Annotated in this window: 20 protein-coding genes; 17 read left to right on the top strand and 3 right to left on the bottom strand. The window is 59.5% G+C overall.

Going from position 1 to position 19,730, the window contains the following annotated elements; genetic code table 11:
* Positions 1–15: 15 nt before the first annotated feature.
* From pcaD to aroQ, 11 genes are all read left to right on the top strand, one after another.
* The gene (pcaD, locus tag AT6N2_RS22280; RefSeq protein ID WP_209091476.1) at positions 16–813 is read left to right on the top strand and encodes a 3-oxoadipate enol-lactonase; all 798 of its coding nucleotides are present in this window, start codon (positions 16–18) and stop codon (positions 811–813) included.
* A 3-nt stretch (positions 814–816) separates the two neighbouring features.
* Positions 817–1,236, top strand: a complete 420-nt coding sequence (pcaC, locus tag AT6N2_RS22275; protein WP_209091475.1) for a 4-carboxymuconolactone decarboxylase — start codon at positions 817–819, stop codon at positions 1,234–1,236.
* A complete protein-coding gene (gene pcaH / locus AT6N2_RS22270) occupies positions 1,233–1,973 on the top strand; it encodes a protocatechuate 3,4-dioxygenase subunit beta (protein WP_209091473.1) in 741 nt (246 codons plus the stop codon). The genes pcaC and pcaH overlap by 4 nt, the downstream gene beginning before the upstream one ends.
* A 2-nt stretch (positions 1,974–1,975) precedes the next feature.
* The gene (gene pcaG, locus AT6N2_RS22265; RefSeq protein ID WP_209091471.1) at positions 1,976–2,596 is read left to right on the top strand and encodes a protocatechuate 3,4-dioxygenase subunit alpha; all 621 of its coding nucleotides are present in this window, start codon (positions 1,976–1,978) and stop codon (positions 2,594–2,596) included.
* Positions 2,597–2,664: 68 nt separating this feature from the next.
* Positions 2,665–3,726 carry a 3-carboxy-cis,cis-muconate cycloisomerase gene (locus AT6N2_RS22260; protein ID WP_209091956.1) on the top strand — a complete coding sequence of 354 codons (1,062 nt, stop codon included), beginning with the start codon at positions 2,665–2,667 and terminating at the stop codon, positions 3,724–3,726.
* A 358-nt stretch (positions 3,727–4,084) separates the two neighbouring features.
* Positions 4,085–4,753 (top strand): amino acid ABC transporter permease, encoded by a 669-nt coding sequence (locus tag AT6N2_RS22255; protein WP_209091469.1) that lies wholly within the window; start codon positions 4,085–4,087, stop codon positions 4,751–4,753.
* A gap of 10 nt (positions 4,754–4,763) precedes the next feature.
* Positions 4,764–5,414 (top strand): amino acid ABC transporter permease, encoded by a 651-nt coding sequence (locus tag AT6N2_RS22250; RefSeq protein WP_209091468.1) that lies wholly within the window; start codon positions 4,764–4,766, stop codon positions 5,412–5,414.
* 43 nt (positions 5,415–5,457) lie between these two features.
* Complete coding sequence (locus tag AT6N2_RS22245; protein ID WP_209091467.1) at positions 5,458–6,297, top strand: transporter substrate-binding domain-containing protein; 840 nt, start codon at positions 5,458–5,460, stop codon at positions 6,295–6,297.
* Positions 6,298–6,499: 202 nt separating this feature from the next.
* Positions 6,500–7,258: an amino acid ABC transporter ATP-binding protein gene (locus AT6N2_RS22240; protein WP_063947049.1), complete on the top strand. Its 759-nt coding sequence runs from the start codon at positions 6,500–6,502 to the stop codon at positions 7,256–7,258.
* A 72-nt stretch (positions 7,259–7,330) separates the two neighbouring features.
* The gene (locus tag AT6N2_RS22235; RefSeq protein ID WP_209091466.1) at positions 7,331–8,200 is read left to right on the top strand and encodes a shikimate dehydrogenase; all 870 of its coding nucleotides are present in this window, start codon (positions 7,331–7,333) and stop codon (positions 8,198–8,200) included.
* Positions 8,197–8,640, top strand: a complete 444-nt coding sequence (gene aroQ, locus AT6N2_RS22230; protein ID WP_209091465.1) for a type II 3-dehydroquinate dehydratase — start codon at positions 8,197–8,199, stop codon at positions 8,638–8,640. The genes AT6N2_RS22235 and aroQ overlap by 4 nt, the downstream gene beginning before the upstream one ends.
* Here aroQ and AT6N2_RS22225 read toward each other — a convergent pair.
* On the bottom strand, positions 8,615–9,307 hold the full coding sequence (locus tag AT6N2_RS22225) for a TetR family transcriptional regulator (RefSeq protein ID WP_209091464.1): 693 nt from the start codon (positions 9,305–9,307) through the stop codon (positions 8,615–8,617). The two genes, aroQ and AT6N2_RS22225, sit on opposite strands and share 26 nt — an antisense overlap.
* 124 nt (positions 9,308–9,431) lie before the next feature.
* Here AT6N2_RS22225 and AT6N2_RS22220 point away from each other — a divergent pair, with 124 nt between their 5' ends.
* Positions 9,432–11,333: a bifunctional sugar phosphate isomerase/epimerase/4-hydroxyphenylpyruvate dioxygenase family protein gene (locus tag AT6N2_RS22220; protein ID WP_209091954.1), complete on the top strand. Its 1,902-nt coding sequence runs from the start codon at positions 9,432–9,434 to the stop codon at positions 11,331–11,333.
* Between the two features lie 63 nt (positions 11,334–11,396).
* On the opposite strand, the gene AT6N2_RS22215 is transcribed toward AT6N2_RS22220, so the two are convergent.
* Complete coding sequence (locus tag AT6N2_RS22215) at positions 11,397–11,699, bottom strand: putative quinol monooxygenase (RefSeq protein WP_209091463.1); 303 nt, start codon at positions 11,697–11,699, stop codon at positions 11,397–11,399.
* A gap of 478 nt (positions 11,700–12,177) precedes the next feature.
* Between AT6N2_RS22215 and AT6N2_RS22210 the strand changes: the two genes are divergently transcribed.
* The 5 genes from AT6N2_RS22210 to AT6N2_RS22190 all read left to right on the top strand — a co-directional run bounded on the left by AT6N2_RS22210 (position 12,178) and on the right by AT6N2_RS22190 (position 19,170).
* Positions 12,178–13,998, top strand: a complete 1,821-nt coding sequence (locus AT6N2_RS22210; protein ID WP_209091460.1) for an ABC transporter ATP-binding protein — start codon at positions 12,178–12,180, stop codon at positions 13,996–13,998.
* A 41-nt stretch (positions 13,999–14,039) separates the two neighbouring features.
* Positions 14,040–15,575, top strand: a complete 1,536-nt coding sequence (locus AT6N2_RS22205) for an ABC transporter substrate-binding protein (protein ID WP_209091458.1) — start codon at positions 14,040–14,042, stop codon at positions 15,573–15,575.
* Between the two features lie 78 nt (positions 15,576–15,653).
* Complete coding sequence (locus AT6N2_RS22200) at positions 15,654–16,577, top strand: ABC transporter permease (RefSeq protein WP_209091456.1); 924 nt, start codon at positions 15,654–15,656, stop codon at positions 16,575–16,577.
* Positions 16,578–16,583: 6 nt separating this feature from the next.
* Positions 16,584–17,432, top strand: coding sequence for an ABC transporter permease (locus tag AT6N2_RS22195; protein ID WP_209091454.1), 849 nt, complete (start codon positions 16,584–16,586; stop codon positions 17,430–17,432).
* Positions 17,433–17,436: 4 nt separating this feature from the next.
* Positions 17,437–19,170 carry a M14 family metallopeptidase gene (locus AT6N2_RS22190; protein ID WP_209091452.1) on the top strand — a complete coding sequence of 578 codons (1,734 nt, stop codon included), beginning with the start codon at positions 17,437–17,439 and terminating at the stop codon, positions 19,168–19,170.
* Between the two features lie 27 nt (positions 19,171–19,197).
* Here the strand turns inward: AT6N2_RS22190 and AT6N2_RS22185 are convergent, their stop codons facing one another.
* Positions 19,198–19,572 carry a hypothetical protein gene (locus tag AT6N2_RS22185; protein ID WP_209091450.1) on the bottom strand — a complete coding sequence of 125 codons (375 nt, stop codon included), beginning with the start codon at positions 19,570–19,572 and terminating at the stop codon, positions 19,198–19,200.
* Positions 19,573–19,730 lie beyond the last annotated feature (158 nt).

The following is a 19,730-nucleotide window of genomic DNA, read 5'->3' as shown; positions in this document are numbered from 1 at the left end:
CAGGAGGAGGATGCCATGCATTTTCTGCGCTGCGACGACGCCGTCATCCATTACCGCGCCAAGGGATTGGAGACCGGCAAACCAGTCATCGCCTTCATCAATTCGCTAGGGACCGATTTCCGCATCTGGGATGCGGTGATCGAGGCGTTGGGTGATGACTACACCTACGTGCTGCACGACAAGCGCGGCCACGGGCTTTCCGACGTCGGTCGTGCTCCCTATTCGATCGACGATCACACACGCGACCTGATTGCGCTTCTCGATCATCTTGGCGTCAAAAACGCGGTCATCTGGGGCCTGTCTGTCGGAGGGCTGATTGCGCAGGGCCTTTATGCGCGCCGGCCCGATCTCGGACGCGCATTGGTGCTCAGCAATACCGCGCATAAGATCGGCACAGCCGAAATGTGGAATGCCCGTATCGACAAGATTGCCGCCGATGGCCTTGCGTCGCTGGTGGATCCCGTCATGGAGCGCTGGTTCACGCCCGCCTTCCGCCGTCAGGACAATGCCGCCTATGCCGGTGCCCGCAACATGCTTTCCCAGCAGCCCGAGGCCGGTTACAGCGGCACCTGTGCCGCCATTCGTGACGCGGATTTCAGCGAAGAGGCAGGCCGCATCGCCGTGCCGACGCTTTGTGTTGCGGGCGATCAGGACGGCTCGACCCCGCCGGAGCTGGTGCAATCGCTGGCGGCTCTTATCCCCGCGAGCCGCTTCCACACCGTTACCGGCTGCGGCCACATCCCCTGCCTTGAACAGCCGCTTGCCTACACGCAGGCAGTTAGCATTTTTCTGAAGACCTTGCCGGAGCACTGACCGATGGCGGACCATATCGACAAGAACGAACGTTTCGAACAGGGCATGAAAACCCGCCGCTCGGTGCTGGGTGACGCCCATGTCGACCGCGCGCAGACCTTGACGACGGCTTTCGACCAGCCGTTCCAGCAACTCATCACCGAAGGGGCATGGGGCACGGTCTGGTCCGGCACCCATTTCACGAAGCGTGAGCGCTCGATCGTCACCATTGCCCTGCTAGCAGCGCTGGGACAGGATGAGGAGCTTGCCATGCATGTGCGCGCCACCGTCAATACCGGCGCCACGGAAGCGGATATTCGCGAGGCGCTGATGCATGTGGCGATCTATGCCGGCGTGCCCGCTTCCAACCATGCTTTCAAGATTGCCAAGCTTGCCCTGGCGGGCATGAAAGCTGATAGTTTCAGTGAGGAGGAGACGAAATGAGCAACCAGCCGCCCGAAACGGGACCGTTCTTCGCACGCAACCGCGATATTCATCCGCTGGCCTATGCGCCCGGCTACAAGACCTCGATCCTGCGCTCGCCGCAGCGGGCACTGATCTCGCTTGAGGGCACCAAAAGCGAGATCACCGGTCCGGTCTTCGGCCATGGCATGCTGAACCCGCTGGATAACGACCTCATCCTCAACTATGCCCGCCCCGGCGAAATGCCGGTTGGTCCGCGTATTCTCGTTCACGGCCGGGTGCTGGACGAGCGTGGCCGCGGTGTCAATGGTGCGCTGGTGGAGTTCTGGCAGGCCAATGCCGGCGGCCGTTACCGCCACAAGAAGGAAAGCTACCTCGCCGCCATCGATCCGAATTTCGGCGGCGTCGGCCGCACCATCACGGATGAGAACGGTTACTACTGGTTCAAGACCATCCAGCCGGGCGCATATCCCTGGCCCAATGGCGTCAATGACTGGCGGCCGGCCCACATCCATTTTTCGATCTTCGGCCATGGTTTCGCCCAGCGGCTGATTACCCAGATGTATTTCGAAGGCGATCCGCTCATCTGGAAATGTCCGATCGTCAAGACCATTCCGGATGAGGATGCCATAAAACGCTTGATCGCACCGCTGGACATGAATGCGGCCCTGCCGATGGACATGCTGGCCTATAAGTTCGATATCGTGCTGCGTGGCCGCCGCTCGACCCTTTTCGAAAACCGCATGGAGGGCAACTGACGATGGTACAGCCGCTCAACTATTTCAAGGAAACCGCCTCGCAGACCGCAGGCCCCTATGTGCATATCGGCTGCACACCCAATTTCGTCGGCATCGAAGGCGTGTTCGAAAAGGATCTCGGTTCCGGTCCGCTTTATAACGACAAGGCCCGCGGCGAGCGCATCAGCGTGCGCGGCACGGTTTATGATGGTGCCGGAATGGCATTGAAGGACGCGCTGATCGAAATCTGGCAGGCGGATACCGACGGTTATTACAACAGCCCGAGCGAAACACGCGGCAAGGCCGACCCGAATTTCATCGGCTGGGGCCGCTCGCCCGGAGACATGGATAGCGGCGAATTCGTCTTCGAAACTATTAAGCCCGGCTCGGTGCCGTTCCGTGATGGCCGGCCGATGGCGCCGCACATCACCTTCTGGGTCGTCGCGCGTGGCATCAATATCGGCCTGCAGACCCGCATGTATTTCCCGGAAGAACAGGAGGCCAATGCCGCCGATCCCGTTCTCGCCCGCATTGAGCAGAAAAGCCGCATCGCCACGCTTGTCGCTAAAAAAGAAGAAGGCAACGTCTATCGTTTCGATATCCGCCTTCAGGGCGAGGGCGAGACCGTGTTTTTCGATATCTGACGCATATCGCGCAGAAGTGTGCAGCGGTTTTGCGACAACGATATGCGCAAATGAAAGCGAACCGGACGATGAGTCTTTCCCCCTTCGAGCATCCGTTCCTGTCGGGCCTTTTCGGCGATAGCGAAATCGTCGAACTTTTCTCGGCAAGGGCTGATATTGACGCCATGGTCCGTTTCGAGACGGCTCTGGCCCAGGCGCAAGCGGAGACTGGCATCATCTCCGAGGATGTGGCGGAGGCAATCGTCTCGGGGCTTTCGGACTTCGCCGCGGATATGACCGCCCTTCGTCATGGCGTCGCGAAAGACGGCGTGGTGGTGCCTGAGCTCGTGCGGCAGATGCGGGCAGCCGTCGCCGGCAAGGCGGCGGACAAGGTGCATTTCGGCGCAACCAGCCAGGATGTCATCGATACCAGCCTGATGCTCCGGCTGAAGGTCGCGGTCGAAATCATCGCCGCCCGGCTCGGCCACCTCATTGACACCCTGGGCGACCTGGCCTCCCGCGATGGCCACAACCCCTTGACGGGTTATACCCGCATGCAGGCCGCCATCGGCATCACGGTGGCCGAGCGCGCGGCAAGCTGGATCGCGCCGCTTGAGCGCCACCTCCTCAGGCTCGAAACCTTCGCGCAGAGCGGTTTTGCCCTGCAATTCGGCGGCGCCGCCGGTACACTGGAAAAGCTCGGTGACAATGCCGCAGCGGTGCGAGCCGATCTTGCAAAAGGGCTGGGCCTTGCCGACAGACAGCAATGGCAGAGCCAGCGCGACGGCATCGCCGAATTCGGCAATATTCTCTCGCTTGTGACAGGCTCACTTGGCAAGTTCGGGCAGGATATTGCGCTGATGGCCGAACTCGGCGCAGAGATCCGTCTCTCCGGCGGAGGCGGTTCTTCGGCCATGCCGCACAAGCAAAACCCCGTCAATGCCGAGACGCTGGTGGCGCTCGCCCGCTTTAACGCGGTGCAAATCTCCGCACTGCACCAGTCGCTCGTGCATGAACAGGAACGCTCCGGCGCCGGCTGGATGCTGGAATGGCTGTCGCTGCCGCAGATGGTGACGGCGACCGGCGCTTCGCTGTTGATAGCCGGTCGCTTGGCGGCGCAGATAGACCAGCTGGGGACGAGCAAAGACTAGCCGGACTGCTTTAGCCAGCTCTTTCAGTTGAAGTCTAGACGGCGAGGCGCTGCTCTGCCGCAGACTGGTCTAGTGACGACGAGCAAATTAAATCGCTACTTTAGTTGTTGATAATAAACGGCTTATTTGCCGCTCAATAACACTCGAAAATCAGTTCCAAGACTGCTTTTTCACCGCATGCACGGCTTGACACTAAAATGAACTAACTGGTACAAACATTATCAATAAGGCCGTACCCGGACGAGGAATGAGAGTTCCGGGATGAGCAGAACCGGGTGGAGGGCTCCGACGCGAAACATCGTCGAAGCAGTGCGGACAGGAGAATTACCTGTCCAAGCCCGGAAGGGTTGGAGGAAGAATGTCTTACAGTCTCGATTTTTCGGCGGTCATAGAGCGTCTGCCCGAGCTGCTTTTGGCCTGCCTTGCGACAATTGGGCTGGCTATTGCCGGCATGTCGCTCGCCACCGTCATCGGCGTTCTCGGCGTCGTTGCCCGCCGTTCTCGCTTTAAGCTGCTGCGCGGGCTCGTCATCGGTTTTGTCGAAGTCATCCGCAACACGCCGTTTCTGGTGCAGATTTTCTTCATCTTCTTCGCCCTGCCGCAGATCGGTGTCAAACTTAACCCGACGGCCACGGCGATCATTGCGCTTGCTCTGAACGGCGGCGCCTATGCGATTGAAATCATTCGCGGTGGCGTCGATTCCATTCCAAAGGGCCAGGTGGAGGCAGGGCTTGCGCTGGGGCTTCATCGCGCCGAGATTTTCCGTCACATCATCTTAAAGCCAGCGCTGCGGGCGGTTTACCCCTCGCTCACCAGCCAGTTCATCATGCTGACGCTGACGACCTCGGTCTGCACCTCGATCGCGGCTTACGAACTGACCTCCGTGGCTCAGAAAATCGAGGCGGATACGTTCCGGTCCTTTGAAGTCTATTTCTCGATCACGCTACTTTATCTGATCATTTCCTCGCTGATGATGGGCATTTTCGCGCTCATCTCACGCACATCCTTCAGCTATCCGGTCAAGTGAGGAGAAGACAATGGCATCCATCGGCCCCAACGAACTCTTCTTCCTCATGCAGGGTCTCAAATGGACCCTCGCACTGACCCTCATCGGCTTCATCGGCGGCGGCATCTTCGGTCTTTGCGTGGCGCTTGCCCGTGTGGCCGACAGGCCGGCAGTCCAGCGGGCAAGTGCCGCATTTATCGCCGTGTTCCAGGGCACACCGCTCCTGATGCAGCTCTTCGTCGTCTATTACGGCGTGGCGCTTGCCGGCCTCAATGTGGATGCGTGGATCGCGGTGGCCATCGCCTTCACCCTGCATGCCAGCGCGTTTCTGGGTGAAATCTGGCGCGGCGGCATCCAGGCGGTTCCAAAGGGTCAAACGGAGGCGGCCAACGCGCTCGGCCTACATTATGTGTCTCGAATGAAAGACGTGGTGCTGCCGCAGGCCTTCAAGATTTCACTGCCGGCCACCATTGGTTTTCTGGTGCAGCTGATCAAGGGCACTTCGCTTGCCGCGATTGTCGGCTTCGTCGAGCTCTCCCGCGCGGGCCAGATCGTCTCCAACCAGACGTTCCGTCCCCTTACCGTCTTTGCCATCGTCGGCATCATCTATTTCCTGATCTGCTGGCCGCTTTCCCTGTGGGGCGCCGGTGTCGAAAAGCGGCTGCAGGCCGCGTCCCGTTAATCATTAAAAATCATCTCATCAGCTTTGTAAGGAGGAGCAAAAGATGAAAACCACCACTATGAAATTCTCACGTCGTGCGATGCTCGCACTCGCCGCGGCAACGGTCGCCCTGCCCTTTGTGGCGCCGGTCGATGCCTTTGCCGGCACCGTGGAAGAGGCCAAGGCCAAGGGCAAGGTCGTCATCGGCATTCAGGGCGACAATTCGCCGTGGGGCTTCGTCAATTCCAGCGGCGTTCAGGACGGTCTCGATGCTGATATCGGCAAGGCTTTCGCCGACTATCTTGGCGTGAAGGTTGAGTTCGTACCGCTCGCTGTCGCCAACCGCATTCCGGCACTGCTGACCGGCAAGGTCGATGTCCTCTTCGCAACCATGGGCATGACCGCAGAACGCGCCAAGACCATCCAGTATTCCAAGCCCTATGCCGGTAACGTGCTCTCCGTTTATGGTCCCAAAGACAAGAAGATTGCTGATTACGACGATCTGACCGGCGTTGCCGTCGGCGTTCCGAAGTCGAGCGCCATGGACACGGCTATCACCGCCGGTGCAGGCTCCAAGGCCAACATTCTGCGTTTTGACGACGACGCCGCAAACATCCAGGCGCTGATTTCCGGCCAGGTTGAAGTCGTCGGCGGCAACCAGTTCTACGGTGACCGCCTGAACAAGGCTGCTGATGGAAAATACGAATCGAAGTTCGACCTGACGACGCTTTACAATGGCGCCGGCACCCGCCCGGGTGAAAAGGACTGGAATGAAACCATCAACGCCTTCCTCGACAAGATCAAGTCGGATGGCCAGCTCGCCAAGATCTACGACAAGTGGATGAAGCGCGAAGTGCCTGCATTCCCCGAAAGCCTGCCGGATATCCCGTTTACCGTGAAGTGACGCTTCACCGCGGTTGAAAGATCGAAAATCGGGAAACCGGTGCGAATCTTCAGACACAAGACGGCATCGCTCACCGCACTTGCCGTCGGATTGGCAGTCCTCCTGCCAATCCTGCCGCCTTCGGGCGAAAGTCCTTAATCACTGAAGAAGACGCCCCCTGTGCCGTCAATTGAAACTCCTGGTTAGCATGAAGGAAAGCTCCATGTCGCAATCCGCCGAACAGGCTCCGCTGATCGCCCTCGAAGGGGTTGGAAAGTGGTATGGAGCCTTCCACGCGCTGAAGAACGTCAACATGACAGTTCGCAAAGGCGAGAAGATCGTGCTTTGCGGCCCGTCCGGCTCAGGAAAATCAACGCTCATCCGCTGCATCAATCACCTGGAAGAAATCCAGGAAGGCAAGATCACGGTGGAGGGCACAACGCTCTCGGATTCGAGCCGCGCCATCGATGCGGTGCGCCGCGAGGTGGGGATGGTCTTCCAGAGCTTTAATCTTTTCCCGCACAAGACCATCATGGAAAACTGTACGCTTGCCCCGATGCGGGTGAAGGGCGTTTCGAAAGCCGACGCAGAGGCGACGGCACGCAAGTATCTCGAACGCGTACGGATTCTCAATCAGGCAGACAAATACCCGGCCCAGCTGTCCGGTGGCCAGCAGCAGCGTGCGGCGATCGCGCGTGCGCTGTGCATGGAACCGAAGGCCATGCTGTTTGATGAGCCGACATCGGCGCTCGATCCGGAAATGGTCAAGGAAGTGCTCGACACCATGATCGGTCTTGCCCGTGACGGCATGACGATGATCTGCGTGACCCATGAAATGGGTTTCGCCCGGCAGGTTGCCGATAGAGTGATCTTCATGTCGGAAGGCGAGATCATCGAAGAAGGTCCGCCGGACGAATTTTTCCGCGACCCCAAGCACCAGCGCACGCGCACGTTCCTCGGCGAAATTCTCGCCCACCATTGAGTTTCGCGCGCTCTTAAGGCGGGCGAGTACCGTCCCGCCTCTCCCACACCGTCCGATGAGCGACACCTGATCATGACAGAAAAAAAATCCTTCAAGGTCGGCCTGATAGGCGCCGACATCCAGTTATCGAAATCGCCTGCCCTGCATATGCGCGAGGGGGCGGCCCATGGTCTCGATTATTGCTATGAGCTTGTGGATGTCACCGCCCGTAAACCGCCGGAAACGGCGCTTCCGGAGCTTCTTTCCGAGCTCGAAGCACGCGGGTTTGCCGGCACAAACATTACCCATCCGTTCAAGCAGGCGGTCATCCCGCATCTGCATGAACTGTCGGACGACGCCCGGATGCTGGGAGCCGTCAATACGGTGGTCTTTCGAGACGGGCGACGGATCGGCCATAATACGGACTGGTATGGCTTTCACGAAAGCTTTGTCCGTGGCCTGCCGGATGCAAAGCGCGATCGGGCACTGCTGGTTGGCGCGGGCGGCGCCGGGGTCGCCGTCGCACACGCGGCGTTGAAGCTCGACATTGCCCGTCTTGATATTTTTGATCGGGATATGGCAAGGGCTGAGCGCCTGGCGCAGGATCTAAACGGTCGTTTTGGTGAGGGCCGCGCCTTTGCGATGACGGACCCGGCTGCGTCCCTGCCCTATGCAGATGGCCTGATCCACGCAACCCCGATGGGCATGCCCGCCCATCCCGGCATGCCTGTTGCCGCTGATCTCATCGAACAGCGGCATTGGGTGGCCGACATTGTCTACATGCCGCTCGTGACAGAGCTTTTGGCCACCGCGGCACAGAAGGGTTGCCGCACCTTGCCAGGCGGCGGCATGACCGTGTTCCAGGCCGTTGGCGCCTTCCGGCTGTTCTGCGGACGCGAGCCGGACGCTGAGCGCATGACGGCGCATTTCACCGAACTATGCATGGCGGAGGGCGTAGCATGAGCCTCTTTACGGTCCTCAACGGTCCCAATCTCAACCTGCTTGGCCAGCGTCAGCCAGAAATCTATGGCTATGAAACGCTTGCCGACGTCGAAGCAAACTGCCGCGCCATCGCCGACGCTGCCGGCCACACGCTGTTTTTTGCCCAGAGCAACCGGGAATATGAGATCATCGACTGGATCCATGAAGCCCGCGGCAAGTCAGCGGGCATCGTCATCAATCCCGGCGCGTTCACACACACGTCTGTGGCAATCCTCGATGCCTTGAATACCTTCGAGGCTCCCGTCATCGAGGTTCACATCTCGAACGTTCACAAGCGCGAGGCCTTCCGGCACCACTCCTATATTTCGCCCCGTGCAGAGGGCGTGATCGCTGGGTTGGGTATCGAAGGATACGAGGTGGCTCTCAGCCACCTTATCACGCGTCTTTCACGATCTTCGTGAGATGGGCGGGCGCCAGCACATAACGCAGCACCATGTCGCTGGCGTGCCGCGACAAGGTCTCCTGGCCATCATCGGTAAACAGGCTGTCGCCAAAGATAAACGAGAAGGTGGCGGCGTTGGAAACGTTGAAAAACGACAGAGCGCTGATCTGCCAATGCAGCTCCAGTGGATCGACGCCCTGCCGGAATACACCGCTCTTCTGGCCCCGCACGAGAACGCTTTCCAGCGCATCGATGGCCGGGCGGTTGAGCTGACGGATCGTTTCCGACGACTGCATGTGCCGGCCGTGATGGATATTCTCGATCATCACCATGCGGATGAAAGCCGGATTACGCCGGTGGTGATCGAAGGTGAACCGACAGAGCTTGTCGAGTGCCGCCACGGGCTCCAGATCGTCCAGTTGCAGATCGCTTTCACCACCACGAATCTTGGAATAGGCCTCCTGCAGCACATGCTGGTAAAGGCTCTCCTTGTCGGTGAAGTAATAATAGATCATGCGCTTGGACGTGCGCGTGCGCGCGGCGATCTCGTCGATCCGCGCTCCCGACAGACCGTTTTGCGAAAATTCCTCCATCGCCACGGACAGAATATCGCGCCGCACACCCTCCGGGTCCCGTTTCGCCGGGCGGGTCTCTGCTGTGCCTTTGGAAGTCGCGGTTTTCGTCATGGTCGATCAATCCACCCTTGGGCTTGCGGTTCCCGCCCACGCCCCTATTATTAACCAATCAGTACATAAGGCTGAAAAGGAAGGCAATATGGCGAGCTATGACACAGCAGGACACGGCATGCCAATGCGCACATCCATTGCAACCGTATCGATCAGTGGCGAATTCCCCGAAAAACTAGCGGCGATTGCCAAGGCAGGCTTTTCGGGCGTTGAGATTTTTGAAAACGATTTCCTGACCTATGATGCTTCGCCGCGCGAGGTGAAGGCGCTGGCCGCCGATCACGGCCTTGAGATTACCCTCTTCCAGCCCTTCCGCGACTTCGAGGGCATGCCGGAACCCCACCGTGCCCGCGCCTTCGAGCGCGCTCAACGCAAATTCGACATCATGGGCGAACTCGGCACCGATCTGATGTTGATCTGCTCGAATGTCTCACCGGTCTCGCTCGGCGGTATCGACCGGGCCGCCGCCGATTTCCATCAGCTGGGAGAGCTTGCTGCAAAACATGGCGTGCGCGTCGGGTACGAGGCGCTGGCCTGGGGCCGCCATATCAGCGATCACCGTGATGCCTGGGAGGTGGTGCGCCGTGCCGACCACGCCAACGTCGGCATCATCCTCGACAGCTTCCACACGCTGTCGCGCAAGATCGATCCCAATTCGATCCGTTCCATTCCCGGCGACAAGGTCTTCATCGTGCAGCTGGCCGATGCGCCGCTGATTGACATGGACCTGCTCTACTGGAGCCGCCATTTCCGCAACATGCCGGGAGAAGGCGATCTGCCTGTCGTGGATTTCATGCGCGCCGTGGCGGCAACCGGCTATAGTGGGCCGCTTTCGCTCGAAATCTTCAACGACCAGTTCCGTGGCGGCTCGGCCCGGCTGCTTGCCGAAGATGGTCACCGCTCGCTGATCAACCTCATGGACCAGGTCCGGCGTCTCGAACCCGATATCCGCATCGATGTACCAGCGATGCCGGAACGGGTGAACACGCAGGGCGTCGAATTCGTCGAATTCACCACGGCGCCGGAGGAAAAGGCCAATCTGGAAGCGTTGCTTGCCACGCTCGGCTTTGAGAAATCGGCGCAGCACCGCAATCGCACGGTCGATCTCTATACGCAGGGCGGCATCCGCATCGTCATCAATACCAGCGACGATGGCGACAGCTTCGCCGGTGCCTCCTATTCGATCCACGGCACGAATGCCTATGCCTTCGGGTTGAAGGTCGATGATGCCAAGGCGGCACTGGCGCGGGCAGAAGCGCTGGGGGCCCCGACCTTTGCCGAACCGCGCAAATCGGGCGAAGTCGCCGTTCCCGCCATTCAGGGCGTGGGCAACGGCGTCATCTATTTCCTCGATGCTTCGCCGGCGCTCGCCTCTATCTGGGACACGGAATTCGTGCCGACACAGGGGCACAAGACGGCCAGCGATGCCGGCCTGACGCGTATCGATCATCTCGCGCAAACAACGCATTATGATGAAATGCTGACCTGGCTTCTGTTTTACACCTCGCTGTTCTCCTCCCGCCGCACGCCGATGATCGATGTGGTCGATCCGGGCGGGCTGGTGCGCAGCCAGGCGATTGAAAGCGCACCCTCGCCGCATTTCCGCCTGACCATGAACGGTGCCGACAATCGCAAGACCTTCGCCGGCAAATTCCTGGCTGAAGGTTTCGGCACCAGCATCCAGCACATCGCCTTCGCCACCAACGATATTTTCGCGACGGCCAAGACGATGCAGGCGCGCGGTTTTCAGGCCCTGCCGATCTCGCGCAATTATTACGACGATCTGGAGGCCCGTTTCGGTCTGGAACCGGAATTTTCCGATGCGCTTAGAGCGGCGAGCATCCTTTATGACCGCGACGACAATGGTGAATACTTCCAGATTTACAGCCGCACCTTCGGCGAAGGCTTCTTCTTCGAGATCGTCGAAAGGCGTGGTGCCTACGGCGGCTATGGCGCCATGAACGCCCCCTTCCGCATCGCCGCGCAACGACGCCTTGCGCCGCCCGTCGGCATGCCGAAGGAATAAGTCTCGGCAGCGAAATCCGAACAGGCCGCAGCGGGCAGGAATGCCGCTGCGGCCTGTTCTCATTTATTCCAATGTCGTTATCTCGTAATCGCGTGGAATGGCAGAGGTCGACATAAACCACTCCGACGCCCGCGTCCGCCGCTGATGAAAATCAAAGGCGGCACGATCAGCAAAAAGCTCCTCAACCCGCCAGATCAGGGGATCGTCTGTCTCGGATACCTCAAAGGAAATGCAGCCGGGTTCCTCTCTCGTCAGACGAAGATGTTCAGGAAGGTGGCGCCGGACCAGTTCGACATCATCCCTGGACAAGCACCGTAGAAAGCCCCTGAGCCTAACTGCGCCTGCACTATTGTTCACGCTAGGCATTCCCTTTCCTCTTCATTCTTCTCAGCGTTTTAGTGACACCAAGGCGGAATACGCGCCTCTTTGCGCAGCATTATGCAAGATCACGCGTTCAAAATCGGTGCATTTGCGCATTTGTAGAGCAGTACACAAAAATTGTTCAACACTATGGACATGATTGTTCTGTTTTGTTAGCTTTTTCCATAAAACAAGGGCGGGGGAGAATAAGGTTTCATGCGCATTGTCGAATTGGCGTCCGGCGTTTCGCCTCGGGTGGCTGCCATGGATTTGACCGGCACGGCTGCGGCGGCATTACGGCTATTAATGCGGGGTATCGCTTGTCGTGCGGCTCCCTGTGAAAAAGCACCCTGAAGATGCGATCTCACCTGACATTTTCGACATTCCCGTCCGGCGTTGCGCGAAGCTCGCCTGACCATCACTCTTTTCTTTTTCCAGACCACCGCGCCCCCTCACCGGCGCAAGCCACGCCGGAGACACTGACATGACTGCCGCAAACGCAAACGCCCTGCTGTCCGTCGAAGGCCTGAGCGTCGAATTTGGCAACAGCCGCGTCGTGGACGATATTTCCTTTCGCGTCGAGCCCGGCCGCACGGTGGCGATCGTCGGCGAATCCGGTTCGGGAAAATCGGTCACGTCGCTCTCCACCATGCGCCTTGCGGACATGATGGGCGCGACCTACCCCACCGGCAAAATCATGTTTGAAGGCAGGGACTTGCTGAAGGTCTCTCAGAAAGAGATGCGCTCGATCCGCGGCAAGGAGATCGCCATGATCTTCCAGGAGCCGATGACCTCGCTCAACCCTGTGTTCACCATTGGCGACCAGATCTGCGAAGTGCTTGTCCTGCATGAGAAGATGAGCACGCAGGCAGCGATGGCAGAAGCACAGAAGCTGCTTGAAATGGTGCGCCTGCCCGATGCCGCCGAGCTTCTGAAGCGATACCCGCACCAGCTTTCCGGCGGTATGCGTCAGCGCGTGATGATCGCCATGGCGCTCGCCTGCCGGCCGAAGCTGCTGATCGCAGACGAGCCGACGACGGCTCTTGACGTGACCATTCAGGCGCAAATCCTCAACATCATGCGCGACCTGCAAAAGAAGCTCGGCATGGGCATGGTCTTCATCACCCATGACATGGGCGTGGTGGCGGAAATGGCCGATGACGTGGTCGTCATGTGGAAGGGCAAGAAGGTTGAGGAAGGGCCGGTGAAGGATATCTTCGCCAACCCACAGCACCCTTACACGCGCGCCCTGCTTTCCGCCGTTCCGCGCCTCGGCAGTATGGAAGGCGAAGAATACCCGAAACGCCTGCCGCTTACCGTCCTACAGGATGGCCAGCCGATCGTAATCGGAGAGGAACGTGTCCAAAACACCGTGAAATCTGGTGAAAAGCCGCTGCTCTCGGTCAAGGACCTGTTCGTGCGCTTCGATATCCGCAAGAACCTGTTCGGCAAGGCAACGCACCGCCTTAGCGCCGTGCAGAAGGTCAGCTTCGATATTCATCCCGGCGAAACGCTGGCGCTGGTGGGCGAATCCGGGTCGGGCAAATCCACCATCGGCCGCACCATCCAGCAGTTGCAGTCGGCCATCTCGGGCGAAATAACCTTCAACGGCCGCAGCTTTGCACAGATGTCGGCGGCGGAACGCTTCCGCATGCGCCAGGAAGTGCAATATATCTTCCAGGACCCCTTCGCGTCGCTCGATCCGCGCAAGACTGTTGGTTTCTCGATTGCCGAGCCGATCAACACCCATGGTTTGATCAACGATCAGAAGGCGGTACGCCGGCGGGTGGATGAATTGTTGGAGCGTGTGGGCCTCTCCTCCGAGCACGCCGCGCGGTATCCGCACGAGTTTTCCGGCGGTCAGCGCCAGCGCGTCTGCATTGCCCGCGCGCTCGCTTCCGATCCAAAGCTCATCATTGCCGACGAGGCGCTTTCGGCGCTCGATGTCTCCATTCAGGCGCAGATCATCAATCTGTTCATGGATTTGCAGGCCGAGCGCGGGCTGGCTTACCTGTTCATCAGCCATGACATGGCTGTCGTGGAAAAGATGAGCCATCGCGTCGCCGTGCTTTATCTCGGCCAGATCATGGAAATGGGCAGCCGCCGGCAGCTCTTCGAAACGCCGACGCATGATTACACCCGCCGCCTGCTATCAGCCGTGCCGGTGGCCGATCCGACCATAGAGCGCCGCATCGCGATGATCGAGGGCGAAATTCCCAATCCCGTGCGCCGTGTCGGCGATGAGCCGGCCATTCTCGCCCATGAGGAAATCAATCCGGGCCACTTCATCGCGAAGAGCGCCTGAATAACAACCAGAACCGCAACCATCTGAAGAGGAACAGGTAGATGACAATGATAAAGAAGGGGATGACGACAACGTTCGTCGCGCTTGCCATGGCCGCCACGGCCTTCACCGCCGCACCGGCTCTTGCCGCCGGCAAGATGACAATTTCCAGCCCGCAGGATCCGGGCAGCTGGGATCCGATCGATACCTTCCTCGTGCAATGGGCGGCTGTCGCCACCAACATCTTCGATGGCCTGACCTATCGCGGCCCGGACCTGAAGGTTGTGCCCGGCCTTGCCGAATCCTGGGAAGAGCTGGATGAGGGCAAGCGCATCCGCTTCAAGCTGCGCCAGAACGTCAAGTTCCACAACGGCGAGCCCTTCAACGCCGCCGCCGTCAAGTTTACCTTCGAGCGCCTCCTCGGCGAACAGGGTGCCAAGGGACCGCAGCGCTCTAACTATGTCGCCATCGAAAGCGTTGATGTCATCGACGATTATACCGTCGACATGAAGCTGAAGGCGCCGGATCCGGTTCTGCTCACCAAGCTTGCCGGTTATGGCGGCATGATCGTGCCGCCGAAATATATCCAGGAAAAGGGTGAGGACAACTTCAACCTCAATCCGGTCGGCACCGGCGCTTTCAAATTCGTATCCTATGCGCCGAAGACCAACATCAAGCTTGAAGCCAACCCGGATTATTGGGGCGGTGCGCCGAAGCTTTCCGAACTGGAATACCGCTTCATCTCCGAGCCGGCGACCGCCGTTGCCGAATTGCAGGCGGGCCGCGTCGATCTCGTCATTCCGCCGACCATACCGATCGGCATGATCCCGGTCATTGAAGGCGATTCCAAGCTTCAGATCGTCAGCGTTGCCGGCCCGACGGTCGATGCGCTGCGTTTCAACACCCGTGACGGCATTACCGCCGATCCGAAGGTGCGCAAGGCCATCATCATGGCGGTCGACCGCGGCACGATCGTCAAGTCGATCCTCGCCGGCCAGGCTTCCGAAATCGCCAGCTTCCAGAGTGCGCTGTCCTTCGGCTACGACGCCGATCTGAAACCGCTGCCCTACGATCCGGCAGGGGCAAAGAAGCTTCTGGCGGAAGCCGGCGTCAAGCCGGGTGCGGCGCTGCAAATCGATATCCGCGGTAATGACGCGACGATGAACGAAGTGGCGCAGGTCATTTCCAGCTATCTGTCCATGGTCGGCATCACCGCCACCATCAAGCCCTATGAGACCAACGTTCTCTTGAACGACATCATTCCGCAGGGCAAGACCGGCGCGATGTTCCAGCAGAAATGGGGCGGCTGGACCTTTGATTACGACAACACCGCCTATTCCATGTACCACTCGGGTGAAAAGTGGAACCCCTATGACAAGGACGAAAAGCTGGACAAGCTGCTCGAATCCCAGCGTCCGCTGACCGACCGTGCCGAGCGCGAAAAAATCCTCAAGGAGATCGGCAGCTACACCGCCGAGCGCGCGCTCGAAATCCCGCTTTACAACACCAATGCCATTTACGGCATCAACAAGCGCGTCAAGGGTTTCGTCGCACCGCCGGATAACCGTCTGAAGCTGACCGACGTCACCGTCGAATAATCAGGCTGGTTTTTCTGATCAACACACCTTGCCCGCCGCAACGCGGGCAAGGCCGGGTCTCTCTTCAAGGTAAAAAACGTGGCCGGTTTCCTCATCAAGCGATTGCTGCAGGCGATTTTTGTCGTCATCGCCATCACCCTTCTCGTTTCCTTCGCCATCCGCCTGACGGGTGACCCCGCCGTCACCATGTTCCAGGGCGGCGGCAGCATGACGGAAGATGATCTGGCGCGCATCCGTGCGGCGCTCGGCACCGACCAGCCGTTCTTCGTGCAATATTTCAGCTTCCTGAAGGGCCTCGTGACGCTGGATTTCGGCCGCAGCTTCACCGGCAGCACGCCGGTCTCGCGCCTCATCGCCGATGCCCTGCCCGCAACGCTGCTTCTCGCCTTCATCTCCATGGCGGTGTCAATTGCCCTTTCCATTCCGCTCGGCATCAAGGCGGCGACCTCGCGTGGCAAGACGGCCGATCAGGTGATCCGCATCTTCTCGCTCGTCGGTCTGTCCTTCCCGAATTTCTGGCTGGCCACGATGCTCGTGCTCCTGTTCTCCATCACGCTCGGCTGGCTGCCGCCCAGCGGCATGGGTGGTTTTGCGAGCTACATCATGCCCGCGGTCACCATGGGTGTCATCCTGACGGCCACCAATGTCCGCCTTGTGCGCACCGCCATGCTCGATACGCTGCGCTCGCAATATGTCATGGTGGCGCGCGCCAAGGGCCTGAGTGAAAGCAAGGTTCTCTACAAACATGCGCTGCGCAACTGTGCCATTCCGCTCATCACCTATTTCGGCCTGCAATTCGGCGGGCTGCTCGGCGGCATCGTCGTTATCGAGCGCGTCTTCAACTGGCCGGGCCTCGGAACGCTCGCCTTCGATGCCGTCGGTGCGCGTGATTATCCTGTGCTCCAGGCCGTCATCACCGTGCTGTCGCTGATGATCGTCGGCATCAACCTTCTGGTCGATATCGCCTACGGGCTTGTCGATCCGCGCATCCGCACGGAGTAAGTGACGATGGCTGCCAAAACCTCGCGTCTCGCGCGCTTCACCAATCTCGAATTCGTCCTCGGCGCGTCGCTGACGACAATCATCTGCCTCGCCGTCCTCTTTTCCGACGTGCTGTTTCCGGGCGGGGCCGACAAGATCGACCTGATGGCGCGCCTTGCCAAACCCTTCGCTAATGCCGCCCATCCTCTGGGCACCGATCCGCTCGGACGTGATGTGCTCGCCCGCGTTGTCGCCGGCGGCAAGATTTCGCTGCTGGTCGGTTTCACCTCGGTCATCGGTGCTGTCAACTTCGGCGTCGCTGTCGGACTTGTTGCTGGTTATTACCGAGGCTTCTGGGATATGCTGGTCATGCGCTTTGCCGATATCCAGCTCGCCATGCCCTTCATTCTCTTGGCCATCACCTTCATCGCCATTGTGGGCGGCAGCCTCACCAACACCATCATCCTCCTGATCGTCTCGCAATGGGTGCAATATGCCCGCCTTGTGCGCGGCTCGGTGCTGACGCTCAGGGAGCGGGAATTCATCCTTTCCGCCCGCGCTATTGGTGTGAAAGACTGGCGCATCATCCTTCAGCACCTGCTGCCGAACCTCATCGGCCCCGTCATCGTGCTGATGACGCTGAATGTCGCCAACAACATCCTGCTGGAAAGCAGCCTCACCTTCCTTGGTCTCGGCGTTGATCCGACAATTCCAAGCTGGGGCGGCATGCTGGCGGATGGCCGCACCTATCTGCAGACCGCGTGGTGGGTCAGCGTTTTCCCTGGCCTTGCCATCCTGCTCACCGTGCTTGGCCTCAACCTTCTCGGCGACTGGCTGCGCGACAGCCTCGACCCGACAGGCAGAACCTCGAGGTAATCAGATGAGCCAGATTTTCGACCAGACCTTCGAGCGTACTCTGGATACCTTGATCGCCCGCGCCGAGCCCGGCCAGTCCTTCGAGACATGGACTTTCGATGACGCCAAAAGCCGCCGCGAGACCGAAGAGAGGCTGAAGAAAAAAGGCGTCTGCGCCCGCATCCGCAGCGCCTACAAGCCGCTTCTCTTCACCTTTCTGGAAGAGATCAATCTGGATGGCGTTGACGCCATCGAGGTGCGTTACCCGGTGCACGAAAACGCCCCCGCCAACCGATTCCGGCTGGAGGCCTATCCGCTGGCGGCGCTGGTGGGCGATGCGAAGCTGGAATTCATCGCCCGTAAGGACGATGAATTCCATTATGACGTTACGCTAAGCCGCAACGGCAAAACGGAAACTCTCAAGGTTCTCGCTCCAAACCGGGTCCATACCGATATCGTGGGTGAAACCAATGTCTCCCCCACCGGCTGGTTCCGGCTTGCCGGTGATGCCTCGGGCGAGCGGATGGAGACGGAATACGAGCAGCTTTTCGAAGCAGCAATTCATGCCGTCGCCAATCATGGCTGGGGCAATGACGAGCCCTATTTCGAAGAACTGAACATCCGCGTCACGCATCCGGCCGAGGACTTGGCCCTCTCCGTTGGCGATGAGGTCGTCAGCCTTCGCGAAGCGCTGCATGAGGATTTTTACTTCTCGCTGCTCGAATTCTTCCAGAAGAAATCTGGGCGCCCGCTGGGTGACCGGGGCCTGAGACCCGGCCAGATCGTGCCGGAAATAGTCAAAAGCGAAGGTGAAATCTCCGTCCACATCGAGACCCGAAAGCTCACCAAAGCCTTCCTCGATGGCGGCGAGCAGCCGATCGACAAGGCCCGCGAACCGATCGCGGCTGGGCAACTTTTGGCTCTGCTGGCGGATATCAGTGGCGAGGCCTTCGATGCCCGCTCCCGCTCCGGCCGCATCCTTTCCGCCCGTTACGTGGCCGGCAGCGATGCCGCCGTGATGGTGAGCGGCGGCCAGCACCCGAACGAAACGACGGGCATCGTCGGTGCCATCCGCGCCGCGCGCAAACTCGCGGAGCGCAAGGGTGCGCATTTCACGATTTCTCCGCTGGAAAACCCTGACGGATATGCCCTGCACCAGCGCCTTCGCGTCGATAATCCCCGCCATATGCACCATGCCGCGCGCTACACGGCACTCGGTGATGATCTCGAATATCGCACGCCGGAAAATTCAGGCAGCCATCTGAGCGAGAAGGAAATCCGCTTCAAGGCGCAGGAGATAAGCGGTGCGAAGCTGCATGTGAACCTGCACGGTTATCCTTCGCATGAATGGACCAGACCACTATCCGGTTACGTGCCGCGCAATTTCGCCATGTGGACGCTGCCGAAGGGTTTCTTCCTCATCATCCGCCACCATGCGGACTGGGAAAGGCAGGCCGAAGCCCTGCTCGACAGGGTAACCCGTCATCTCGGCGCCATTCCCGGCCTGCTTGACTACAATAACCGCCAAATCGCGCTTTATGAGACCCACGCCGGCGAAACCGGTTTCCGCATCATCAACGGCTTCCCTTGTCTGTCTTCCGTCGACGACCGCCACACCGTGCCGATGACGCTGATCACGGAATATCCAGATGAGACCATCTACGGCGACGATTTCATCACCGGCCACACGGCGCAAATGGAAACGGTTTTATCGGCCTATGATGCCTGGCAGGAGATTATGTCCGCCGAAACCGCCTGAATTCTCAGCCGCCCCGCAGTGGGCGGCTCATTTCGCCGGATTCGCGGCAGCGAGCTTCTGATCCCGCTGCTTCTCAAGCAACTTCTTGCCCTTGCTGAGAATGTGAAGATTAGCAGCGTCGAGTTTGTTGTAACCGGCTTGAATGATATCGAGATCGGCGACATGGCCGATTGCCGCCAGATTGTGCATGACATCGCCAACCGCGACATCGATGCTTAGGGCTGGCTTAATCCCCATGTCCTTTGCCGCAGCTTGTAGGTCTTCTACCGTTCCGCCCATGGCGTGATACAGCGTGAGCGCCTTGCGCAGAAACTCTTCCCGTCGCTCCACTTTATTGTTGAGCATCTTTTCCCCGACGAGGGTCCGCATCAGCTCGACAGCTTTGTTCTGATATTCGCCCATCAAGACACCGAATAAAGTTCAAAAATATGCTTTGGGACACTAGCGACAATCCCCTTAGAACTCGTTAAAGCGTGGGTTGCACCCAGCGAGGGATCAGGCTGCGGCCTCAGCTGGTTTGCGACGCGGCCGCGCTCTGAAGTCCTAAACGCGAAGAACGC

Origin of the sequence: Agrobacterium tumefaciens, assembly GCF_017726655.1 — a bacterium.
Classification (GTDB): Bacteria; Pseudomonadota; Alphaproteobacteria; order Rhizobiales; family Rhizobiaceae; genus Agrobacterium; species Agrobacterium tumefaciens_B.
This window is presented reverse-complemented; position numbering and strand designations above follow the sequence as displayed.